The 21,644-nt window shown below is 60.3% G+C and carries 24 protein-coding genes and 2 pseudogenes; 14 read left to right on the top strand and 12 right to left on the bottom strand.

The window, feature by feature from the left end; all coding sequences use genetic code 11:
* Positions 1–29: 29 nt before the first annotated feature.
* Complete coding sequence (locus AC0IYH_RS02215) at positions 30–524, top strand: GNAT family N-acetyltransferase (RefSeq protein ID WP_116628583.1); 495 nt, start codon at positions 30–32, stop codon at positions 522–524.
* Between the two features lie 67 nt (positions 525–591).
* Here AC0IYH_RS02215 and AC0IYH_RS02210 read toward each other — a convergent pair whose 3' ends face one another.
* Positions 592–1,074 (bottom strand): GyrI-like domain-containing protein, encoded by a 483-nt coding sequence (locus AC0IYH_RS02210; protein ID WP_116628584.1) that lies wholly within the window; start codon positions 1,072–1,074, stop codon positions 592–594.
* 195 nt (positions 1,075–1,269) lie between these two features.
* On the opposite strand from AC0IYH_RS02210, the gene alaC reads away from it, so the two are divergent.
* On the top strand, positions 1,270–2,481 hold the full coding sequence (alaC, locus tag AC0IYH_RS02205; RefSeq protein ID WP_122772501.1) for an alanine transaminase: 1,212 nt from the start codon (positions 1,270–1,272) through the stop codon (positions 2,479–2,481).
* 148 nt (positions 2,482–2,629) lie between these two features.
* Here alaC and AC0IYH_RS02200 read toward each other — a convergent pair whose 3' ends face one another.
* Positions 2,630–3,982 carry a GntP family permease gene (locus AC0IYH_RS02200; RefSeq protein ID WP_116628585.1) on the bottom strand — a complete coding sequence of 451 codons (1,353 nt, stop codon included), beginning with the start codon at positions 3,980–3,982 and terminating at the stop codon, positions 2,630–2,632.
* 84 nt (positions 3,983–4,066) lie between these two features.
* Positions 4,067–4,600, bottom strand: coding sequence for a gluconokinase (locus AC0IYH_RS02195; protein WP_116628586.1), 534 nt, complete (start codon positions 4,598–4,600; stop codon positions 4,067–4,069).
* Between the two features lie 213 nt (positions 4,601–4,813).
* On the opposite strand from AC0IYH_RS02195, the gene gntR reads away from it, so the two are divergent.
* Together gntR and AC0IYH_RS02185 are read left to right on the top strand one after the other, a co-directional pair.
* A complete protein-coding gene (gene gntR / locus AC0IYH_RS02190) occupies positions 4,814–5,845 on the top strand; it encodes an HTH-type transcriptional regulator GntR (protein WP_163821343.1) in 1,032 nt (343 codons plus the stop codon).
* 407 nt (positions 5,846–6,252) lie between these two features.
* Positions 6,253–6,492: a DUF6124 family protein gene (locus AC0IYH_RS02185; protein WP_471832865.1), complete on the top strand. Its 240-nt coding sequence runs from the start codon at positions 6,253–6,255 to the stop codon at positions 6,490–6,492.
* A 53-nt stretch (positions 6,493–6,545) separates the two neighbouring features.
* Here AC0IYH_RS02185 and AC0IYH_RS02180 read toward each other — a convergent pair whose 3' ends face one another.
* Both AC0IYH_RS02180 and AC0IYH_RS02175 read right to left on the bottom strand, forming a co-directional pair.
* Positions 6,546–7,901, bottom strand: a complete 1,356-nt coding sequence (locus AC0IYH_RS02180) for an ATP-binding protein (protein WP_471832864.1) — start codon at positions 7,899–7,901, stop codon at positions 6,546–6,548.
* A complete protein-coding gene (locus AC0IYH_RS02175; RefSeq protein WP_471832863.1) occupies positions 7,898–8,608 on the bottom strand; it encodes a response regulator in 711 nt (236 codons plus the stop codon). Before AC0IYH_RS02175 ends, AC0IYH_RS02180 begins: the two co-directional genes overlap by 4 nt.
* Positions 8,609–8,778: 170 nt before the next feature.
* On the opposite strand from AC0IYH_RS02175, the gene AC0IYH_RS02170 reads away from it, so the two are divergent.
* The 6 genes from AC0IYH_RS02170 to AC0IYH_RS02145 all read left to right on the top strand — a co-directional run bounded on the left by AC0IYH_RS02170 (position 8,779) and on the right by AC0IYH_RS02145 (position 13,304).
* The gene (locus tag AC0IYH_RS02170) at positions 8,779–9,537 is read left to right on the top strand and encodes an MlaA family lipoprotein (RefSeq protein ID WP_471832862.1); all 759 of its coding nucleotides are present in this window, start codon (positions 8,779–8,781) and stop codon (positions 9,535–9,537) included.
* Entirely contained in the window at positions 9,527–9,793 is a 267-nt protein-coding gene (locus AC0IYH_RS02165; RefSeq protein WP_116628591.1) for a hypothetical protein, read from the top strand. Before AC0IYH_RS02170 ends, AC0IYH_RS02165 begins: the two co-directional genes overlap by 11 nt.
* A 62-nt stretch (positions 9,794–9,855) precedes the next feature.
* Positions 9,856–10,488, top strand: coding sequence for a glutathione S-transferase family protein (locus tag AC0IYH_RS02160; protein WP_471832861.1), 633 nt, complete (start codon positions 9,856–9,858; stop codon positions 10,486–10,488).
* 14 nt (positions 10,489–10,502) lie between these two features.
* A complete protein-coding gene (locus AC0IYH_RS02155) occupies positions 10,503–11,240 on the top strand; it encodes an NAD-dependent epimerase/dehydratase family protein (RefSeq protein ID WP_471832860.1) in 738 nt (245 codons plus the stop codon).
* 11 nt (positions 11,241–11,251) lie between these two features.
* The gene (locus AC0IYH_RS02150; RefSeq protein WP_471832859.1) at positions 11,252–12,661 is read left to right on the top strand and encodes an MFS transporter; all 1,410 of its coding nucleotides are present in this window, start codon (positions 11,252–11,254) and stop codon (positions 12,659–12,661) included.
* 133 nt (positions 12,662–12,794) lie between these two features.
* The gene (locus AC0IYH_RS02145) at positions 12,795–13,304 is read left to right on the top strand and encodes a hypothetical protein (RefSeq protein WP_471832858.1); all 510 of its coding nucleotides are present in this window, start codon (positions 12,795–12,797) and stop codon (positions 13,302–13,304) included.
* Positions 13,305–13,456: 152 nt separating this feature from the next.
* Here AC0IYH_RS02145 and AC0IYH_RS02140 read toward each other — a convergent pair.
* The 3 genes and pseudogenes from AC0IYH_RS02140 to AC0IYH_RS02130 form a co-directional block, all read right to left on the bottom strand.
* A pseudogene (locus AC0IYH_RS02140) lies at positions 13,457–13,885 on the bottom strand (methyl-accepting chemotaxis protein); the annotation flags it as partial.
* A 120-nt stretch (positions 13,886–14,005) separates the two neighbouring features.
* A pseudogene (locus tag AC0IYH_RS02135) lies at positions 14,006–14,776 on the bottom strand (PAS domain-containing protein); the annotation flags it as partial.
* A 171-nt stretch (positions 14,777–14,947) separates the two neighbouring features.
* The gene (locus tag AC0IYH_RS02130) at positions 14,948–15,148 is read right to left on the bottom strand and encodes a hypothetical protein (RefSeq protein WP_116628596.1); all 201 of its coding nucleotides are present in this window, start codon (positions 15,146–15,148) and stop codon (positions 14,948–14,950) included.
* A gap of 316 nt (positions 15,149–15,464) precedes the next feature.
* Between AC0IYH_RS02130 and AC0IYH_RS02125 the strand changes: the two genes are divergently transcribed.
* Together AC0IYH_RS02125 and AC0IYH_RS02120 are read left to right on the top strand one after the other, a co-directional pair.
* A complete protein-coding gene (locus AC0IYH_RS02125; protein WP_471832857.1) occupies positions 15,465–15,902 on the top strand; it encodes a GNAT family N-acetyltransferase in 438 nt (145 codons plus the stop codon).
* Positions 15,903–15,961: 59 nt separating this feature from the next.
* Entirely contained in the window at positions 15,962–16,780 is an 819-nt protein-coding gene (locus AC0IYH_RS02120; RefSeq protein ID WP_471832856.1) for a class I SAM-dependent methyltransferase, read from the top strand.
* A 71-nt stretch (positions 16,781–16,851) separates the two neighbouring features.
* Here AC0IYH_RS02120 and def read toward each other — a convergent pair whose 3' ends face one another.
* The 3 genes from def to AC0IYH_RS02105 form a co-directional block, all read right to left on the bottom strand.
* Positions 16,852–17,391 (bottom strand): peptide deformylase, encoded by a 540-nt coding sequence (gene def / locus AC0IYH_RS02115; protein ID WP_116628599.1) that lies wholly within the window; start codon positions 17,389–17,391, stop codon positions 16,852–16,854.
* A 3-nt stretch (positions 17,392–17,394) separates the two neighbouring features.
* A complete protein-coding gene (locus AC0IYH_RS02110) occupies positions 17,395–18,345 on the bottom strand; it encodes a YihY/virulence factor BrkB family protein (RefSeq protein WP_471832855.1) in 951 nt (316 codons plus the stop codon).
* 169 nt (positions 18,346–18,514) lie between these two features.
* A complete protein-coding gene (locus AC0IYH_RS02105; RefSeq protein WP_116628601.1) occupies positions 18,515–18,700 on the bottom strand; it encodes a CsbD family protein in 186 nt (61 codons plus the stop codon).
* Between the two features lie 200 nt (positions 18,701–18,900).
* On the opposite strand from AC0IYH_RS02105, the gene AC0IYH_RS02100 reads away from it, so the two are divergent.
* Positions 18,901–19,278 carry a hypothetical protein gene (locus AC0IYH_RS02100; RefSeq protein ID WP_116628602.1) on the top strand — a complete coding sequence of 126 codons (378 nt, stop codon included), beginning with the start codon at positions 18,901–18,903 and terminating at the stop codon, positions 19,276–19,278.
* Positions 19,279–19,333: 55 nt separating this feature from the next.
* Here the strand turns inward: AC0IYH_RS02100 and fadD1 are convergent, their stop codons facing one another.
* On the bottom strand, positions 19,334–21,025 hold the full coding sequence (gene fadD1 / locus AC0IYH_RS02095) for a long-chain-fatty-acid--CoA ligase FadD1 (protein ID WP_471832854.1): 1,692 nt from the start codon (positions 21,023–21,025) through the stop codon (positions 19,334–19,336).
* 389 nt (positions 21,026–21,414) lie between these two features.
* Here fadD1 and AC0IYH_RS02090 point away from each other — a divergent pair.
* Positions 21,415–21,644, top strand: a 230-nt coding sequence (locus tag AC0IYH_RS02090; RefSeq protein ID WP_471832853.1) for a helix-turn-helix domain-containing protein, incomplete at its 3' end; no start/stop codon positions are given.

Genomic DNA, 21,644 nt, shown 5'->3' with positions numbered 1-21,644 from the left:
CTCTTTGTAGGAATTGGGATGCGCCCCCGATGGAAACCCGCCTCGTCCCCTATGAGACGCTGAGCCTTGTGCAAAAACAGCAGCTCGACACCCTGCACGTGCATCCCGAGCAACTGGCGTATTCCGGGGATATCTACTGCGCGCTGAACAGCCTGCTGGTGAACCCCAGCCCCAACGCGATCAAGGGTTTTGCGCTACTGGCCGACGAGATGCCGGTGGCGTTCCTGCTGCTAAAACGCCCGCCGTGCCTGCCCCATTGGGCGGATGAACACAGCGCTACGTTGCATGCCTTGCAGGTGGATCGCCAGCAGCAGGGGCGCGGGTTTGGCAAGGCATGCTTGCTGGCGCTGCCGGCGGTGGCGCTGCAGGCGTGGCCAGAAATCCAAGGGCTGGAGTTGTCGGTGGACGCGGACAATGTGGCGGCGATGGGGCTTTATCTGTCGGCTGGGTGGGTGGACAGCGGGGAGGCGTATAAGGGGCGGATTGGGTATGAGCGCAGGTTGCGGCTCGCACTAGGCGAGTGAGCGAAGCCTCCCCTGTGGCGAGCGGGCACGCCCGTTCGCCACAAAAAGCCTGGGTGTACCAGGTCTGTCAGCCCTTCTCACCCACCGGCAGCCAGATCTCCACCGACCCCGTGCCCTTGCGCGCATCAAAATCGGCGCTGTAACGCTCGAAATCCGCGCCCATCACCTTGTAGCCCGAGTGCGGCAACCATTCGAACATGATGCGCTCGTAGGTCTGCTCCAGCGCCTGCACCGGGCCGTAATGCGCGAACACGGCGTAGTTGAGCGGTGGAATCTCGATGAACTCGAAGTTGCCGGGTACATCGCCCTTTGACGGGACTTCGACACCGGCCATGTAGTCGAACTCGCCGTGATGGGGGTTATGGCAAACGCCATAGGTCACGCCACCGACGCGCTTCTTGATGTCCTTGCTGCAGGTGTCGAACAACTCCCACAGCTTGGGAATATCGCCGACAGTGGCCTTGGAATAACGCCCTTGTACGCCGGCGATCACCAGCGCCTTGCCTGCTTCCATGCGTGGCTCTAACGGTTGTTTTGTTTGCTGATCCATACGAACAGTCTCCTTCTTATAGGGAACAAACCCGCATCGAGTATAGGGGCATATCCGCGCAGTACTCCACGTGGAAAATTTCCCTACGCATCTGGACAACTAGCCATCATCGACCGTATTGTCTGCCCCGCAGGCCACCGCAGTGGCCGACGTCGCTCGGACGGTTCCGGGCGCTTACGTACTCTCGAGGCAACAATGGCAGACCAAGGTTCGCCGCGCCGCTTTGCGCGCATAGATCGACTCCCCCCGTATGTTTTCAATATCACTGCCGAGCTGAAGATGGCTGCGCGTCGGCGCGGCGAAGACATCATCGACTTGAGCATGGGTAACCCCGACGGCGCCACGCCTCCCCACATCGTGGAGAAAATGGTCACCGTCGCACAGCGTGAAGACACCCACGGCTACTCCACTTCCAAAGGAATCCCACGCCTGCGCCGGGCGATCTCGCGCTGGTACAAGGACCGCTATGAAGTGGACATCGACCCCGAGTCGGAAGCCATCGTCACCATCGGTTCCAAGGAAGGCCTGGCGCACTTGATGCTGGCCACCCTGGACCAGGGCGACACCGTGCTGGTGCCGAACCCGAGCTACCCGATCCACATCTACGGTGCCGTGATTGCCGGCGCCCAGGTGCGCTCGGTGCCGCTGATTCCCGGCGTGGACTTTTTCGCCGAGCTGGAACGCGCGATTCGCGGTTCGATCCCCAAGCCGAAGATGATGATCCTCGGCTTCCCGTCCAACCCCACCGCGCAGTGCGTGGAGCTGGATTTCTTCGAACGGGTGATCGCCCTGGCCAAGCAGTACGACGTGCTGGTGGTGCATGACCTGGCCTACGCCGACATCGTCTACGACGGCTGGAAAGCCCCGTCGATCATGCAGGTGCCGGGCGCCAAGGACATTGCGGTGGAGTTTTTCACCCTGTCCAAGAGCTACAACATGGCCGGCTGGCGCATCGGTTTCATGGTCGGTAACCCGGAACTGGTCAACGCCCTGGCGCGCATCAAGAGCTACCACGACTACGGCACCTTCACCCCGCTGCAAGTGGCGGCGATTGCCGCGCTGGAAGGCGACCAACAGTGCGTGAAAGACATCGCCGAACAGTACCGCCAGCGCCGCAATGTGCTGGTCAAGGGCCTGCATGAGTTGGGCTGGATGGTCGAGAACCCGAAGGCGTCGATGTATGTGTGGGCCAAGATTCCCGAGCAGTACGCGGCCATGGGCTCGCTGGAGTTTGCCAAGAAGCTGCTGCTGGAAGCCAAGGTGTGTGTGTCACCGGGGATCGGCTTTGGCGAGTATGGGGACGATCACGTGCGCTTTGCGCTGATCGAGAACCAGGACCGGATTCGCCAGGCGGTGCGCGGGATTCGCGGGATGTTCAGGGCGGATGGGCTGGTGCAGAAAGCTTAACTGTCTAAATGCGGTCAAAAATGTGGGAGGGGGCTTGCCCCCGATTGCTGAGTATCAGTCACTGCATATGGTGACTGATCCACTGCTATCGGGGGCAAGCCCCCTCCCACATTTGATTGGGTGACCCCACGGAATGCTGCGGTGTGGCTTACACCACCAACGACAGCAACATGATGAAGATCAACGCCACCACCGACAGGATGGTTTCCATCGCCGTCCAGGTCTTGAAGGTTTCGGCCACGGTCATGTTGAAGTACTGCTTCACCAGCCAGAAGCCCGCATCGTTGACGTGGGACAGGATCAACGAACCCGCGCCCGTCGCCAGTACCAGCAGCTCGCGGTTAACCCCAGGGATCATGCCGACCACCGGCACCACAATGCCCGCGCCGGTAATGGTTGCCACGGTAGCGGAACCTGTGGCCACACGAATCACCGCCGCCACCAGCCAGGCCAGCAAAATCGGGTTGATCTGCGCGGTCACCGCCATATGGCCGATCACGTCACCCACGCCGCTGGTCACCAGCATCTGCTTGAAGCCACCACCGGCGCCGATGATCAGGATGATCGCAGCGGTCGGCGCCAGGCTGGCGTCGAGCAGCTTGAGGATCTGCTTGGAATGGATGCCCTGGCGAGTGCCAAAGGTGTACAGCGACAGCAGCAACGCCAGCAGCAGCGCAGTGATCGGGTGGCCGATCATGTCCATCCAGTTACGCACCACATTGCCTTCGGCAAACGCGATGTCGGCGAAGGTTTTCAGCAGCATCAGGAACACCGGCAGCAGCACGGTGATCAGGGTGACGCTGAAGCTCGGCAGGTTCTTGTTCTCCGGCTCGCGGGCAAGTTGATCGACCAGTTCCTGGGACGGGTTGCCCGGGATGTACTTGGCGATAAACGTACCGAAAATCGGGCCGGCGATGATGGCGGTCGGCAGCGCAACGATCAGGCCATACAGGATGGTCTTGCCGATGTCCGCGCCAAACACGCCGATGGCCAGCAGCGGGCCCGGGTGCGGTGGCACCAGGCCGTGCACCGCCGACAGGCCGGCGAGCAGCGGGATGCCGATCTTGATCAGCGACACGCCGGTGCGGCGCGCGACGATAAACACCAGCGGGATCAGCAGCACAAAGCCGATCTCGAAGAACAGCGGGATGCCCACCAGGAAGGCGGCGAACATCATCGCCCACTGGACCTTTTCCTTGCCGAAGGCGCGGATCAGGGTTTGGGCGATCTGATCGGCGCCGCCAGATTCGGCCATCATTTTGCCGAGCATCGTGCCCAGCGCGAGGATGATGCCGACAAAGCCGAGCACGCCGCCGAAACCGTCCTGGAACGCCTTGATGATCTTGTCCACGGGCATGCCCGAGGTCAGGCCGAGGAAACCGGCCGCGATGATCAGTGCAACGAACGGGTGCACCTTGAACTTGGTGATCAGAACGATCAACCCGATGATTGTGACTACTGCGTCTAGCAGCAGGTACGACTCGTGGGACATGCCAAACATGGGGGGTCTCTCCTGTTTGTTGTTGTTATTAAAGCGGGTGTTGAATTTCCTGCCGGGGATAGCGCTATCTTTTCCGGCAAAAAATTATTCGGTTCGTTCAAAGCCGTGCTGCAGCCACCAGGCGTTGGTCTGCTCGGCCAGGTCCTCGACGCTGTCTTCGCTGGCGTTGAGAGCCAGGGTCAGCGGCTCGCCCTTGGGCGATTCAAGGGTGGCGAACTGGCTGTCGATCAGGCTTGCCGGCATGAAATGGCCGGGGCGATGGGACACGCGGTCGGCGGCCACGGCACGGGTCAGCTCCAGGAAGACAAAACCCAGGCCCGGCGCGGCTTCGCGCAGGTGGTCGCGGTATTTTTTCTTCAGGGCCGAACAGGTGAGCACCGGATGCTCGCCCGCTTTCAGCGAGCGGCGCAGCTCATCGCAGAGGATGTCGAGCCAGCCGGCGCGGTCGTCGTCGTTGAGGGGGTGGCCGGCGCTCATCTTTTCGATATTGGCGGCAGGGTGAAAGCTGTCGCCTTCAATGGCGGTGGCGCCGTTCAGGCGGCACAGGGCCTCGCTGACGCTGGACTTGCCACAGCCGGAAACACCCATGATGACCAGGGCGGTAACAGGTTGACTCATGAAACACCTCAGGACGCAGATAGCGCTACCTTTGCACGCTGTAAGGCTAGTGCAAAAACAGGCTTTTCCCGCGCCGTCTTGTCTTTTTTTATGGAGTGACGCGTGCATCCGCTCCAAGCAGTTGAACCGGATCAGGCAACCCTAAGTTCAATAATTTGCAGCCCTTTGGAGACAGCGCTACCTTAGTGCCTCGATTTTTGTTTGGCAAGCCGCCTGATGACCTCCAAGAACGATAAAAAATTACGCACCACCGGTCGCCCGACCTTGAATGAAGTAGCCCGCCTGGCCGGCGTCAGCCCGATTACCGCCTCCCGCGCATTGCGGGGCATCAGCACCGTGGCCACCGAGCTGGTGGAAAAAGTGCAACAGGCCGCCGCCGAACTCAACTATGTAGTCAACCCCGCCGCCCGCGCCCTGGCCTCGGCCCAGAGCCATTCGGTGGTGGTGCTGGTGCCGTCGCTGTCCAACTTGCTGTTTATCGAAACCCTCGAAGCCATCCACCAGGTACTGCGGCCCAAGGGCTTTGAAGTGCTGATCGGCAACTTCCACTATTCCCGCGACGAAGAAGAAAACCTGCTGCGCAACTACATGGCCTACCAGCCACGGGGCTTGCTGCTGACCGGGTTTGATCGAACCGAAAGCGCCCGACGGATGGTCGAGGCCAGCAATGTGCCCTGCGTCTACATGATGGACCTGGACCCCAATGCTGGCGTGAACTGCGTGGGTTTCTCGCAACTGGCGGCGGGTGAAACGGCGGCGGCGCATCTGCTGTCCCGTGGCTACACACGCCTGGCCTATATCGGCGCTCAGCTGGACCAGCGCACCTTGCTGCGTGGCGAAGGTTTCCGCCGCGCCCTGCAACAAGCCGGCCGGTACGACCCGGCGCTGGAACTGCTGACGCCGCGCCCGTCCTCCGTTGGTTTGGGCGGCGAACTGTTTCTGCAACTGCTGGCCGCTCACCCGGATGTGGATGCGATCTTCTTCGGCAACGACGACCTGGCCCAGGGCGCGCTGCTGGAGGCCATGCGCCACGGCATCAAAGTGCCCGAGCGCGTGGCTGTGCTGGGCTTCAACGACTTGCCGGCCTCGTCGTTCATGGTGCCGCGACTGAGCAGTATCAGTACGCCGCGTGAAGCGATTGGCCGGCGTGCGGCCGAGCATCTGTTGACGATCATGGCGGGCAACAAGATCGCCAAGCCGGTGGTGGATATGGGGTTTGAATTGCAGGTACGCGAAAGCACCTGAGCCCTTGACGGTCAAACACAATCAAACTGTGGGAGGGGCTTGCCCCCTCCCACATTTTACTGTGCTCACTGGGAAGAATTGGGGTGATGTAGGACGCCTGTAGGACACGACTGACATTGCGGTAAGCGCCTTGCCCGATTGCCTACGCTTACGTCAGAATCCGCCGGCTTGTGCGTCTGGGCGGGGTTCTCTAAGGTTTGCCGGTCGCTGAATTTCTCGGTGATCGGGTTTAGTAGCCTGACTTTTGGTCACTCCTGGTGCGCAAGCCTTTTCAGTCATTATGGCGGCTGTGCGTAGGGCACCTTCGGGTGCGCCGGCTTTGAGTGTCCACCGGTCTACTAACCTGCGTACAGTTGCCACCCCTCGTTTAGTAGCGAAGAGGCAGCAGCCCAATCCAGGATGCTCCAATGATCAAAGCAACAGATACGCCGCCAACCACCCTCTTCACCATCATCCCCGATGTCGCCACCGAAACCCTGCTGATCAACAGCTACGAAACTGTATGTTCCGTCAGCACCCTGCTGCTCGACCTGTCCGACGACCTCACCGGCAAACACCGCGATGTGGCCCTGGCCATTCATCAATTGAGTGAGCTGAGCGTGTTGCTGGTGGGCAAGGCCATGGACCAGCACACCCCGCGCTGCTGACGGAACTCCACAAGGTCCGGTGTGCTGTCTGTTCGATGGGACGCCGGATCAGCTCAATTCAACGGCAACACCACCTGCACCTTCAGCCCGCCAGTGGCGCGGTTGTGTAACGTCAGCGAGCCGCCGTGCTCCAACACCGTCGCCCGAGCACTGGGTAGGCCCAAACCCACGCCGCCGGTGTTTTTATTGCGTGAACCCTCGATACGGAAGAACGGCGCAAACACCTGCTCCTGATACTCGCCAGCAATGCCCGGCCCGCGGTCAACGACCTGGACCTGGACGTAATCACCGTCGGCTTTCAGGCGAACACCCGCTTCGCCGCCGTATTTGATGGCGTTATCCACCAGATTGCTGAACGCCCGTTTAAGGCCGATAGGGCGGCCGCCATACACCAGCCTGGCGGGGCCTTCGTAGGTCACCTCGATGCCTGCATCCTTGCAGTCATCGACCACCGTCAGCAGCAGCTCTGCAAGATCGAATGCAGTGGCCGGTTCAAGCCTGGCGTCATCCCGGAAGAACTCCAGCGCGCTGTTGACCATGGCCTGCATTTCATCAACATCGCGGAACAATCGGCTCTGCTGCTGCGCATCCTCAACGAATTCACCGCGCAGCCGCATGCGGGTCAGCGGTGCGCGCAAGTCGTGGGAGATCGCAGCAAGCATTTGCGTGCGGTCATTCAGAAAGTGCTGGATCTGCGCCTGCATGGCATTGAAGGCCAGGATCGCCTGGCGGATTTCGTGAGGGCCCACCACCGGAATGGGCGGTGCACGAAAATCCTTGCCAAACCGCCGCGCGCCCTGGGCAAAGCGTTCAAGCGGCGTCGCCAGATGGCGGGTCGCGATCAATGCCACAACGACCGTCGACAACAGTGCCAGCACGATCACCAGCAGATTGCGTTTGAACGGGTCCAGCCCCCATTTGCGGGTAGGCACCGAGAACTGCACCCAAGACCCATCCGCCAATTGAATCACCAACGTATAGGGCCTCTCGACCTGTTCGGCGCCCCAATCGGCAGGCTCGTAAGCTTCGATGGCGGCGGCAGGCATTTCCAGCAAATCGCGCAGCAATTGCTGGCCATCGTTGAAACCCGGGTCGTTGATGACGGGTAAATGTGCATCTGCATGGCGAGGCAACCACTGAACGTTGAAGACCTTGTCGGTGGCCGCGCCGGTGAGCGTGGGCCGCTGATCAACAGGTGCTGCGTTGATAATCCGAGTGATGCTCGCGACCCTTTCCATCAAGCCGGTTTCAAGAATGGGCGGTCTGGCCCAGACACCGGACACCAGGCTGAAAACGCTGTAGAGCCCCAGTGACGTCAACATCGCCGCCATGGTGGTCAGGGCGATCCAGCGGGCTACGGTGTCGTGGGGGCGATGGTAGCGGGCGCGCAGCCTGGCTAACAGATTCATCGTTTCACCACGCTGGGGCTGAACAGATACCCCCCGTTGCGGATGGTCCGAATCATCGGCTCAGCGTGAATGTCGGCTTCGAGCTTGCGGCGCAGTCGGCTGACTTGCACATCGATGCTGCGATCAAAGGCGTCATACGACTCACCCCGGGCCAGATCGAGCAATTGTTGGCGGGTCAGGATGCGGCGCGGGTGTTCGGCAAATACCAGCAACAACTCGAACTCCCCCGTCGACAGGGGAATCATGACTTTTTCCGGCGAGCGTAATTCGCGCCGCGTGATGTCCAGCTGCCAGCCTGCGAACTCAAGGAGGGTGCGTGATGCGTCCGGCGCAGGCGCGACAGTGTCTGCGGTACGCCTGAGCACCGCGCGTACCCGGGCCAATAACTCCCGTGCATCGAACGGTTTGGTCAGGTAATCATCGGCCCCCAGCTCCAGGCCCACCACCCGGTCGCTCAGTTCACCCATGGCCGTGAGCATGATCACGGCGATGCTGTGCCTGGCACGCAGCTGCTGGCAAAGCACCAGGCCGCTGTCACCGGGAAGCATGACGTCGAGGATGATCAGGTCCGGCAACCGCCGCTCCAGCGCTCGCCACAGCGACGGACCGTCGGTGGCGACGGCCACGCTGTAGCCGTGCTGTTCGAGGAACTTCTGCAGCAGGGCGAGGACTTCAATATCGTCATCGACCAGTAATAGATGGCTCACGGTGGGCTCGCTGGCGCAATGGATTCGCAAGTGCGTATCTAAAATCATTCCTGGCGCGGCGTCATATATTTCAACTCGGTAATAAAGCGACGAGCACGCAATAAAGCGGAAATCTCCAGGCAAAAAAACCCAGGCAGGATCGCCACCAATCCTTGCCGAGATGACCCAGCATGCTAACCCTCAAACGCGCTACGCCCGTTGTACGCTCCACCCTTGCCGGTTTTGTTGTTGTAATCGCCAGTGGCTGCGCTAGCGCGCCGACACCCTGTGACCGGCTCGGCGATACGGTTCATGACCCGGCAGAACCGGTCAATCGCGGCATCTTCGCCTTCAATCGCACGGTGGACGATTACGCCCTGGCACCGGTCGCACGCGGTTACCGGCATTTGCCTGAGTTCTTTCAGACGGGCGTGCACAACTTTGTCGCCAACTTCGGCGAACCCAAGGTGTTTATCAATGACCTGCTGCAGGGCAACGGTGAGCGCTCCGTCACCACCTTCGGCCGCTTCGTGATCAACACCACTGTGGGTATCGTCGGCTTGATCGATGTGTCCGGCAAGATGGGCATCGAGCGGCACAAGGCGGATTTCGGCCAGACCTTTGGCGTGTGGAATATCGCCAACGGACCTATCGTCGAATTGCCGTTGCTGGGCACGGGCAACCTGCGCGATGCCACCGGCAAAGTCCTGAGCTTTGCAATCAGCCCCCTGGGCAGCAACAGCGATACCGTCCAGACCCTGGGCACGGTCAGTACCGTAGGCGGCGTCATCGATGGCCGCGCCGAAGCCTTGCCGTTTACCGAGCAACTGCGCCAACAGCCGGATTACTACCTGGCACTGCGCGACACCACCGCCCAGCGACGGGCTGATTTCGTCCTGGAAGGGAAGGCAGGCCGGGCTTGCGTCAAAGGTGAGCCAGATGGTGAATAGAAACCAGGCGCTGGTGCTGCACCGAAGAACGCGGATGGCCAGCCCGGCGCTGCTGCATTGTCGGGAAATCGAACTGTCGGTGGAGCAGGATGGCCGCCACGTCACCCTCAGCCGTTACGTGGAGTTGTACGGCGATAAAGACAGCGCCTGGTGCTCGGTGCAGCACCATCGAATTCCCTTGGCCAGCATGATTCGCTGGATGATCAGCCATGGGGAGCGGACCGCAGGTGTGCCAGACGAACCGCCTGCTGCGTAATGGGTTTCATCGTGTTGCCAGCACCTGCTAGATTGGCTGCTCTCACCTGCCAGGGAAGCACCATGGGACACTCACTGAAAATCTTGGGTCGCACGTCCTCCATCAACGTGCGAAAAGTACTGTGGACATGCCAGGAGCTGGGCATCGACTACACCCGCGAAGACTGGGGTATCGGCTACACCCCCACGCAATCCCCTGAATTTCTTGCGCTGAACCCCAACGCCCAGATCCCGGTATTGATCGACGACCACGGCGTGTTATGGGAATCCAACACCATCTGCCGCTACCTCGTCGGCCTCTACCAACGCACCGACCTGCTGCCCGCCGAACCTGCACCGCGGGCGCGGGTGGAGCAGTGGATGGACTGGCAAGCCACCGAACTCAATCCGTCCTGGGGTTATGCCTTCCAGGCGCTGGTGCGCAACAGCCCGGATCACCAGGACCCGCAACGCCTTGCAGCCGGCGTACAGGCCTGGAACGACAAGATGGGCCTGCTCGAACAGCAGCTGGCAAAAACCGGCGCCTATGTGACCGGAGATGAATTCACCCTCGCCGACATCCTTATCGGCCTCTCGGTACACCGCTGGCAGATGACCCCCATGGCGCATCCGCCCTACCCCGCCATTGCCGCGTATTACCAACGCCTCGGCCAACGCCAGGGTTTCAAGACCTTCGCCCTCGACGGCCATAACTAAACAAGGACTTCACCGTGAAAGGACTCCACGTACTGCTTACCGGCGCCTGCGGCAGAATCGGCAAGACGTTTTTCCAGGCCTCGCAAGACCGCTACCGCTTCACCCTCACCGACCGCGTTGCGCCGGATTTCGACCTGGGCGAACACCGCTTCGTGCACGCCGACCTCAGCGATAAAACCAGCCTCGCGGCCCTGCTCGACGGCGTCGATGTGATCGTGCACCTGTCGGGCATCCCCCACGCCAGCGCCGCGTTCGACGAATTGCTGCCGAACAATATCCTCGCCACCACCTACCTGTTCGAAGCCGCCGTGGCTGCCGGGGTAAAGCGCCTGGTGTTCGCCAGCAGCGCGCAAACCATCGAAGGCTACCCGGTGGATCGCCAGATCACCCCCGGCATGCCGGTAATGCCCGCCAACCTGTATGGCGTAAGCAAATGCTACGGCGAGGCGCTGTGTGGCTACTACGCGGCGAAAACCCCGCTGTCGACCATTGCCCTGCGCATCGGCGCCTTCGAGTTCCCCGAAACCCACGAACTCAACAACGCCCGCGACCTCAGCGCCTGGCTCAGCCCACGCGACGCCGTACAGTTGCTGCAACGCTCGGTGGAGGCCGAGGGCGTGAAACACCTGATCGCCCATGGCATTTCCAATAACCGCTTCAAGCGCCTGGACTTGAGCGAAACCACGCGGGTGTTGGGTTACCATCCCGTGGATGATGCGTTCCAGGAATTCGAAATCCCCATCACTTACTGAGTTTTCTCGCCATGCCTGCACTCTCTGCCACGGACGGTATCGACCCGATCCGTGCCGCCCACATCAGCGCGCGCATCGACCGCCTGCCCGCCGTCGCCACTGTCTGGCGGCTGGTGGCGTTGCTGTCGATCGGTGGTTTTTTCGAGCTGTATGACCTGTTCCAGACCGCCTATATCAGCCCCGGCCTGATCAGCGACGGAATCTTCCACACCGGCAAAGACGGCGTGTTCGGCTTCTCCGACCAGGCGGCGTTTGCTTCAGCCACCTTCCTTGGCCTGTTCCTCGGCGCCAGCTTGCTCAGCCCGATTGCCGATCGCTTCGGGCGCCGCGCGATCTTCACCTTTGCGCTGATCTGGTACACCGTCGCCACGGTGCTGATGGGCATTCAGACCTCGGCGATGGGCATCATCTGCATGCGCTTTCTGGTGGGCATTGGCCTGGGGATCGAGCTGGTGACCATCGACGCCTACCTGTCGGAACTGGTACCCAAGCGCATGCGCAGTTCGGCGTTTGCCTTTGCGTTTTTTATCCAGTTCCTGTCGGTGCCGGCCGTGGCGCTGATGTCATGGTGGCTGGTGCCCCAGGCGCCATTCGGGGTTTCCGGCTGGCGCTGGGTGGTGCTCAGCAGCGCGGTGTTTGCGCTGTTTATCTGGCAATTGCGTAAACGCCTGCCGGAATCCCCGCGCTGGCTCGCGCAAAAAGGCCGCTTTGACGAAGCCGGGCAGATCATGGACAGCCTCGAAGCGCGCTGCCAGAAAGACCACGGCAAGCCACTGGATGAGCCGGAACCGCAAGCCGTCAGCGTGCAGGGCAGCGGGCGCTTTGCCGATATCTGGCAACCGCCGTACCGGCGCCGGGCATTGATGCTGATTGTGTTCCATGTGTTCCAGGCCATCGGCTTCTTCGGCTTTGGCAACTGGTTGCCGGCGCTGCTCTCCGGCCAGGGCGTGAGCGTGACGCACAGCTTGCTCTACGCGTTTATCATCACCCTCGCCTACCCGCTGGGGCCGTTGCTGTTCGTGAAGGTGGCCAACCGTTTTGAGAACAAGTGGCAGATCGTCGGCTCGGCAATGGGCGCGGTGATTTTCGGCAGCCTGTTCGCCCTGCAAACCACGGCGGTGGGCCTGGTGATCTGCGGCGTGATGATCACCTTCTGCAACGCCTGGCTGAGCTTCAGTTATCACTCGTACCAGAGCGAACTGTTCCCGACCAATATTCGCGCGCGGGCGGTGGGTTTCTGTTATTCGTTCAGTCGCTTGTCCACGGTGTTCAGCAGCCTGCTGATCGGTTTTATCCTCGAACACCTGGGCACCCCGGGCGTGCTGGCGTTTATTGCAAGCAGCATGTTGATCGTGATGATCACCATCAGTTGGTTCGGGCCGCGTACCCGCAACCTGGCGCTGGAAAACATCGCCCACTGACGGCAATGCCTGGCCGCCGGCGCGACAATGTTTGCCGCGCCGGCCAGGCAATCCCCAATAAAACCGGGGGTCTGGCACCCGGCACGTTAATTGCTCCAGCTGTGGCACCGTACATTTTCACAGGTGACCGATCATGCTGGTTAACAATAACGTCCAAGCCGTGTCGACCGTTGAACAGATCAAGCGGCCCGACATGGACCCCGCCAACGCTGCCGCCAGCGCGTTGTACAGCGGCGCCCTGCAGGCGGCGGCGCAAAGCGTGACCGTGCCGGCCGCGCAGAAGAACCTCGACAAGGCCGCCGATCGCATCGACGAAGCCTTCGCCAAGACCCGCGTGCAGTTGCAGGCCTCGACGGCGGCAACCACCCCGTCGACCGATTCGGTGCCGGCCACCACGTCCACGTCCGGCGCGCGCTCGGAATTCACCGACTACATGAGCAAATCCCCGGCCGAACGCATCCGCGAGCAGTTGCTCAAGGAACAGGGTTTGACCGAGGCGGATGTGCAGAACATGTCGCAGGAAAAACAGGACGCCATTTCCAGGCAAGTGGCGGATCGCATCAAGCAGCAACAAGAGCAGCAGGTAGCGGCGAATGCGACTGATCCGGCGCAGTCGGTGAAAGAGACCCTGGCTGCGATCTGATAAACGCTGCGGACCAAATGTGGGAGGGGGCTTGCCCCCGATGAGGGTGTGTCAGTTGATAAATTTGTAACTGCCCCACTGCCATCGGGGGCAAGCCCCCTCCCACATTGGCTCCTTCTTTCACAGGGGATTTTCGGTGTTGTTTAGATCGGCTACTGCAGCTGCAACGTCGAATTGAACTGACTGATCGCATCCACCACATGCCTGGACCCTTCCTGAATCTCCAGGATCACCTGCCCCGCCTCGTTCGCCAACTCCACCCCCAGGCCCGTGCGGCTCAAGCTCGACTGCATGCTCGACACTGCGCTCAGCGACAGGTCGTGGTTCTTGCGCACCACCTCCACAATTTCCACCGTCGCCTGGCTGGTGCGCGCGGCGAGGCTGCGCACTTCGTCGGCGACCACCGCAAAGCCGCGCCCATGCTCGCCGGCCCGCGCGGCTTCAATCGCCGCGTTGAGCGCGAGCATATTGGTCTGTTCGGCAATGCTGCGGATGGTCTGCACGATGGCGCCGATGATGTCCGACTGCTTGCTCACCGCGTCGATACTCACCGCCGCCGCGTTCAAGTCGTGGGAAATTTCCTCGATGATCTGCACGGTTTGCTGCACCACCTCCGAGCCTTTGCGCGCGCAGGCGTCGTTTTGTACCGAGGTGGCGTGGGCCGAGTCGGCAGCGGTGCGCAGGGTGCTGACCTGGTCGGTGATGTCGCTGGCGAATTTCACCACTTTGTACAGGCGCCCACTGGCGTCGAAGATCGGATTGTAGGACGCCTCCAGAAACAGCGTCTTGCCGTATTTGTTTTTGCGCTCAAAGCGGTGCGAGTGGTATTCGCCGCGGTTGAGCGAGGCCCAGAAAGCCTTGTAGGCCGGCGATTCCACCTCGCTGCGGTGGCAAAACAGGCTGTGATGCTGGCCGACGATTTCATCCAGGGAATAGCCGACGGTCTTGAGGAAGTTTTCGTTGGCGTTGAGGATCTGGCCCTGCGGGGTGAACTCGATCACCGCCATGGAACGGCTGATGGCGTCGATCAGGCTCTGGTTTTCGTGTTCATGGTGGACCCGTGCGGAAATGTCCGACGCCACTTTGATCACGCTCTGCACGTGGTTGTCGCTGTCCAGCACCGGCATGTAGCTGGCTTCCAGCCAGACTTCCTGGCCGTGTTTGTTCAAGCGCATAAAGGTGCCACTCAGGGCTTCGCCCCGTGCCAGGTCGCGCCAGAGCTTGGCGTAGGCGTCGGTATGGGTGTAGGCCTCGTCGCAGAAGATGCGGTGATGTTTGCCGCAAATATCCTCGAGCGTATAACCCATGGCGTTGCAGAAGTTGTCATTGGCATTGAGGATCACGCCATCGCGGTCGAACTCGATCATTGCCATGGAGCGGCTGATGGCGGCGAGTTTGGCGTTGGATTCGGTGAGGGCACAGGAGAAACGCTGGATTTCAAGCAAGTCGGATTTGTGGTGGAGGTTGAACATGGTCAGATCACCCTTGATTCCCGGCGCCTGGAAGGCGCATTCCATTCCGTTGTTGGATACTGCTGGCAAACCTTTTTGGGGAAATAACCATCCGAATCGCTTTAAATGCCAAGCGTCATCAACGGTTCTGAGTGAGCATAGACAGGGCTAGGCGCTATGCAAGGCCACTAGTCAGCCAGCATTTACCATGCGCTGGCGGCGGTGCAGGGCTGCAGGGATTGGCGCAGAAACCGCCTGCGGCGGGCACCAGGGTTTGCTCAAGCCGTTGCGCAAGCTACCGCGGGCATCGGCCGCGCGTTGCGCCAGCGGGTGATCGAACAGCTCTGGACCCAATACCTTGGCGTTGCGCCCGGGCTTGGGGTTGGGTGTCATCCAGGTAGTTGGCCATCAGTCGCTCAGAGCAGGTGTTTCCTGCTCTGTGCAACGGCGCGCAAAAATCTTGCAGATCGTTTGGCTCCAGGCTTGTAACTCAGTGACCGAACAGGCCTGCCTCGGACTTTTTGGTTTTCTTCTCGGCGCGTTTTTCATCGGCGGTCTTTGCCGGTTTCTTCTTCGCGGCTTTCTTTGAATCCATACCTTTGGCCATGATGCGTGCTCAACTGAAGGGGATGTAGCAGTGGGTATACCACCTATTGCCGCGCAGAAGGCGCTTATAATCCCCGGCCCTTGATTATGTTGCCCTGAGACCATGCCCGACCTTCAGATCGAACTGCTGGCAGAGCCGCTATGGCCGCTGCTGAACAAGTTTTACCGCCACCATAATTCGCCGATGAAGGCGTTCAAGGATGGGAGCCTATGGGTGGCGCGCGACGGTGAGATTGTCGCCGGGTTGTGCCTGACGCCGGTGGTGGGCGGGCAATGGTTGACCGGGGTGTTTGTCGACCCGGCCTATCGCGGCCAGGGGCTGGCGGCGCGGCTGATTGATGCTGCGGTGGCCGATGCTGAGGGCACGGTCTGGCTGCTGTGCCATCCAGACCTCGAAGGTTTATACCAGCGCATGGGGTTCAGCCAGGACACCCTGTTGCCGCAATCCCTCAGCGAACGCCTGGTGCGCTACAAGCGTAACAAGCCGATGATCGCGATGGGCTTAGAACCTTTGGTTAGGCCAACCTCGGATAATGTGTGATCGGCGGGTACAGGGCCCATGCTAGCCTCGGCAGCAAAGTGGCCCCTTACAGGATGATCATGAAAACCACGCTTGCAGCTCTGTCCCTCACCGCCCTCCTCCTTCCCACACTCAGCCAGGCCGCCGACGCGCCGATCAGCGCCAAGCAGTACGCCAGCGTGCTTGCCGGCACCTGGCGCGACCCGGCCAACAGCGCGCGCGACGGCTATCGCCACCCACAGCAGACCCTGGAATTTTTTGGCCTGGGCGCCAAGCAGACGGTGATCGAAATCACCCCGGGCGGCGGCTGGTACAGCGAACTGCTGGCACCGTTGCTCAAGGACCACGGGCATTACATCGCCGCCGTGCAGGCTGCGAGCAGCAGCGCCTATGCGCGCACCTCCGAAGAAAACCTGAAAAGCAAATTCGCCGCCGACCCCGCGCGTTATGCCAAGGCCCAAGTGGTCGAGTTCGACCCCAAGGCACCGGTATTCGGCAAACCGGCCTCGGCGGATGCGGTATTTACCTTTCGCAATGTGCATAACTGGGTCGCGGCCGATACCGCCGATGCAACGTTCAGTGCGTTCTACAAGGTACTCAAGCCGGGCGGCGTGCTGGGCGTGGAAGATCACCGCGCCAAGGCTGGCGCAGACCTGGAAGCGATCAAGGACAGCGGCTACCTGACTACCGCGCAGGTGGTGAAGCTGGCGACCGATGCCGGGTTCAAGCTGGCTGGGGAGAGTGAGGTGAATGCCAATCCGAAGGACACCAAGGATTACCCGGGTGGGGTGTGGACGCTGCCGCCGAGTTTGAAGCTGGGGGATCAGGACAAGGCCAGGTATGTGGCGATTGGCGAGTCGGATCGGATGACATTGCGGTTCGTCAAACCCACCAAATAACCCAGAGTTGAAATGCAACCAAATGTGGGAGGGGCGGTGCGACGATTCGACTTGCCCCCTCCCACATTTGGTTATTCGTCAGCGTTCGGATCCATGTCGGGAAACATCACTTCGATAAACCCAAACTTGGTGAAGTCGGTAATCCGTGACGGGTACAACCGCCCGATCAAATGGTCACATTCATGCTGCACCACCCGCGCATGGAAACCGTCGGCAACCCGTACGATCGGCTCGCCCTTGGGGTCGAAACCCTCGTAACGAATCTGCTGGTAACGATCCACTGCACCGCGCAATCCAGGCACGGAGAGGCAACCTTCGTAGCCCTCTTCGAGCACCGGGCTCAGTGGCGTAATCAGCGGGTTGATCAGGATGGTCTGTGGCACCGGTGGCGCGTCCGGGTAGCGTTCGCTGGCCTCGAAACCGAAGATCACCAGTTGCAGGTCCACGCCAATCTGCGGCGCGGCCAGGCCGACGCCGCCCACGTGTTCCATGGTCTGGAACATGTCATCGATCAATTGCCACAGCTCGGGGCTGTCGAACATTTCCGGCGGAACCGGGGGCGCGATGCGCAGCAGGCGCTCGTCGCCCATTTTCAGGATTTCACGGATCATCGATCAGACTTCGTCGGTAGTGGGCTTGGAATGGTCCCGGCCGAGGCCTGAGACGTGCTGTTTTTCATCAATGTGGCCCGGCTCGTCGAACTCCTTCTCACCGGGGTCTTTGCCCTCGGCGGACATGTGTTCGATCACCGCATTCATTTCTGCGCCCAGCAACAGCACGGCGGCGGAAATATAGAAGTACAGGAGCAGGACGATGATCGCACCGATACTGCCATACATGGCGTTGTAGTCGGCGAAGGTTTTGACGTAATAGCCAAACCCCAGGGACGCCACGATCCACACCACCACCGCCAGCACCGAGCCCGGGGTGATAAAGCGGAATTTCTGCTCCACGTCCGGCATCACGTAGTACATGAGGGCCACGGCGAACATCAGCAGAATCACGATCAACGGCCAGCGCAGGATGGTCCACAGGGTGACCACGAATTCCTGCATGCCGATCTGCCCGGCCAGCCACTCCATCACCTGCGGGCCGAGTACCATCAGCGCGGCAGCGGCCAGCAGCATGCCGGCGATGCCGACGGTGTAGAGGATCGACAGCGGGAAACGCTTCCAGATCGGCCGGCCTTCGACCACGTCATAGGCGGCGTTCATGGCGCTCATCATCAGGCGCACGCCGGCCGAAGCGGTCCACAGCGCGATCACGATACCCACCGAGAGCAAACCACCCTTGGACTGCTGCAACTGGTCGATCACCGGGTTGACCTGCTCCAGCGCCTGGGGCGGCAGTACCAGCTCCGACTGCAGGCGCAGCCAGGTGAAAAAGTCCGGCAGGTGCAGGAAACCGATCAGGGCGATAAGGAACAGCAGGAAGGGAAACAAGGAAAACAGCATCTGGTAGGCCAGTGCCGAGGCGTAGGTGGGCATCTCGTCGTCGACGAATTCCTTGACGGTGCGCACCAGCACCTTATGGAGCTTGAGGCCATCGAGAACCGGAAAAATCATAGCGTCTCCTTTCGCCGCAAAAAGGTTGAGTTCGTGGGCGACTCAGGGGCCGTTTTCTACATCAAAGTAGCCCATTTGGCGACTTTGAAACAATTTCGAAAGTTTAGTTGCAACAACTCATACAAAAACGGCCATCCGTGGATGGCCGTCAGGCTGCGCGATAGCCGTGTTACTTGGTGGCTTTCTTTACCGCATCTTTGGTATCGCCGACCGCTTTCTGTACTTCGCCTTTCTTTTCCTGGATCACACCTTCAGCGCGCAGCTTGTCGTTGCCGGTCACTTTGCCGACGCCTTGCTTGATGTTACCGACTGCTTCGTTGGCGACGCCTTTTGCCTTGTCTGATGTGCTGCTCATGGTATTTCTCCGAAAGAACAATCAAAGGTTTTTGGTCATTACCTAGAGATTGACCCGGAGCCGTTCGGCAGAGTTTCAATTATTTTGCCCCCGCATTTCATCGCGAACCGCAGGTTTGGCTTTATGTTTTGCAGCCAACCCACGAGAATGCCCGGCACATTCAGGCTATAACGCTGAATAACAGATCCCGTAGGAAGGTTATGAAACTCAATAAAGCACAGGCCATCGCCCGCAGAAACACCGAACTGGGCGGTGCCGTACTCGGCGTCAACAACTGCCACTTCACCGACCTGGACCGCAAACGCAACATCTGGTGGTTCGACCTGCCGGTGGTGCGCATTGGCGTGGGCCAGTACGAGTGGATTCACTTGCTGATGCACAACGCCGACACCGACCAACTGCTGCACCTGAAGGTGCCGACGGTGTTCCTGCGTGAGCACATTGAAGGGTTGGTGGTGCGCAACGCAGGCAAACGCAAGCCGGAGATTACCCTGGAGCTGAGCGCGGATAAGGATTCGTTCTTGAAGGATGTGCGCCCTACCGGGGCTGGCATCAACTTCGCGCAATTCGCCCTGTAAAAACACGGTCGAAAAAATGTGGGAGGGGGCTTGCCCGCTCCCACATTGGATTGCGTTATTTTTTGAGGCCGAGTTTCTTCAGTTCTTCGTCGCGCAACTCACGGCGCAAAATCTTGCCCACGTTAGTCGTCGGCAACGCATCGCGGAATTCCACGGCCTTGGGCACCTTGTAGGCGGTGACGTTGGCACGCATATGCTCCATCACCTGTTCCTTGGTGAGGGTCGCGCCCGGCTTGACCACGATGAACAGCTTGATGATCTCGCCGGATTTTTCGTCCGGTACGCCGATGGCCGCGCATTGCAGCACGCCCGGCAGGCCCGCCAGCACGTCTTCCAGCTCGTTGGGGTACACGTTGAAGCCGGAGACCAGGATCATGTCCTTCTTGCGGTCGACAATGCGCATGTAGCCGTCCGGCTGGATGATCGCGATGTCGCCGGTCTTCAGCCAGCCTTCGCTGTCGAGCATCTCGTCGGTGGCGTCCTGGCGCTGCCAGTAGCCCTTCATCACCTGCGGGCCCTTGACGCACAGCTCGCCGGTTTCACCCAGCGCCAGCTCGGTGCCGTCGTCGGCGATGACCTTGCACACGGTGGACGGCACCGGAATGCCGATGGTGCCGATCTGGATATGCTGGATCGGGTTCACCGTGGCCACCGGGCTGGTTTCGGTCATGCCGTAACCTTCGCAGATGCCGCAACCGGTCACGGCCTTCCAGCGTTCGGCGGCCGCCAGTTGCAGGGCCATGCCGCCCGACAGGGTGACTTTCAGCGCGGAAAAATCCAGCTTGCGGAACGCTTCGTTGTTGCACAGCGCAACAAACAAGGTGTTGAGGCCGACAAAGCCGCTGAACTTCCACTTCGACAGTTCCTTGACCATCGCCGGCAAGTCACGCGGGTTGCTGATCAGGATGTTGTGGTTGCCGATCAGCATCATCGCCATGCAGTGAAAGGTGAACGCGTAGATGTGGTACAGCGGCAGCGGCGTGATCAGGATCTCGCAGCCTTCGTTGAGGTTGGAGCCCATCAGCGCCTTGCACTGCAGCATGTTGGCGACCAGGTTGCGGTGGGTGAGCATCGCGCCCTTGGCCACGCCGGTGGTGCCGCCGGTGTATTGCAGCACGGCCACATCGCTGCTGGCGGGGCTGACGTCGTTGACCGGTTGCCCGTGCCCCTTGGCAAGCACATCGTTGAATTTGACGGCCTTGGGCAGGTGATAGGCCGGGACCATTTTCTTCACGTACTTGATGACGCTGTTGATCAGCAGGCGCTTGAGCGGCGGCAACAGGTCGGCGACCTCGGTGACGATCACATGCTTGACGGCGGTCTTGGGCACGACCTTTTCCGCCAGGTGGGCCATGTTGGCCAGGCAGACCAGGGCCTTGGCACCGGAGTCGTTGAATTGGTGTTCCATTTCCCGCGCGGTGTACAGCGGGTTGGTGTTGACCACGATCAGGCCGGCACGGATGGCGCCGAACACTGCAACCGGGTACTGGAGGACGTTGGGCAGTTGCACGGCGACGCGGTCGCCAGGCTTCAAATCGGTGTGCTGTTGCAGGTACGCGGCGAAGGCGCCGGACAATTCGTACAGCTCACCGTAGGTGAGTGTCTTGCCCAGGTTGCTGAAAGCCGGCTTGTTGGCGAAGCGCTGGCAGGATTGCTTCAATACCGCCTGAATATTCGGATACTCGTCTGGATTGATTTGTGCAGCAATCCCGGCGGGGTACTTATCCTTCCAAAAGTCTTCGTTCATGGAAGCCCACTCCTCAGCGACGTCAGCGACGCGAATTCATCATCGCATTTGATGCGATTATTATTGGTGTATGTTTTTTTTAGGTGAATCTGGCGCTTTCAAGCAGGCCGAGACGTCACAAAGCGCGCCGAGAGTAGCAGCTTTGCCAAGGGCCGCCTAGAGCCTAAAGAGGGCCCTACAGTCATAAACACGACTGTCCTACAATATTTAGTCACACTTTAATCACCGTGGATTTTCCCCAGCAAAACGCTCTGGAACAGGCCCTACAGAACAAATAAAGAACAAATGTGGGAGGGGGCTTGCCCCGGTACAAACCGGGGACATCGTTTACATTTCTAACCGGGGACATGGTTTACAGGTTAATACGCATGATCAGGAGGTAACTGATCATGCCCTGGAACCAAGAGTCCCCCATGAATCAAAGAATCAAGCTGGTCGCCGACTGGCTTTCTGGTAACTACACCAAAATCCAGTTGGCACGCCGCTTTAACGTTAGCCGGCCTACCGTCGACAAGTGGATTGCCCGGCACAACGGCGACTTGAAGTCCTTATCCGAACTGTCCCGGCGACCTCACAACAGCCCAAATAAAACCGACGACGAAATCTTGGCCCGTGTGGT

The sequence above is a fragment of the Pseudomonas sp. AC463 genome, assembly GCF_979253585.1.
This window is presented reverse-complemented; position numbering and strand designations above follow the sequence as displayed.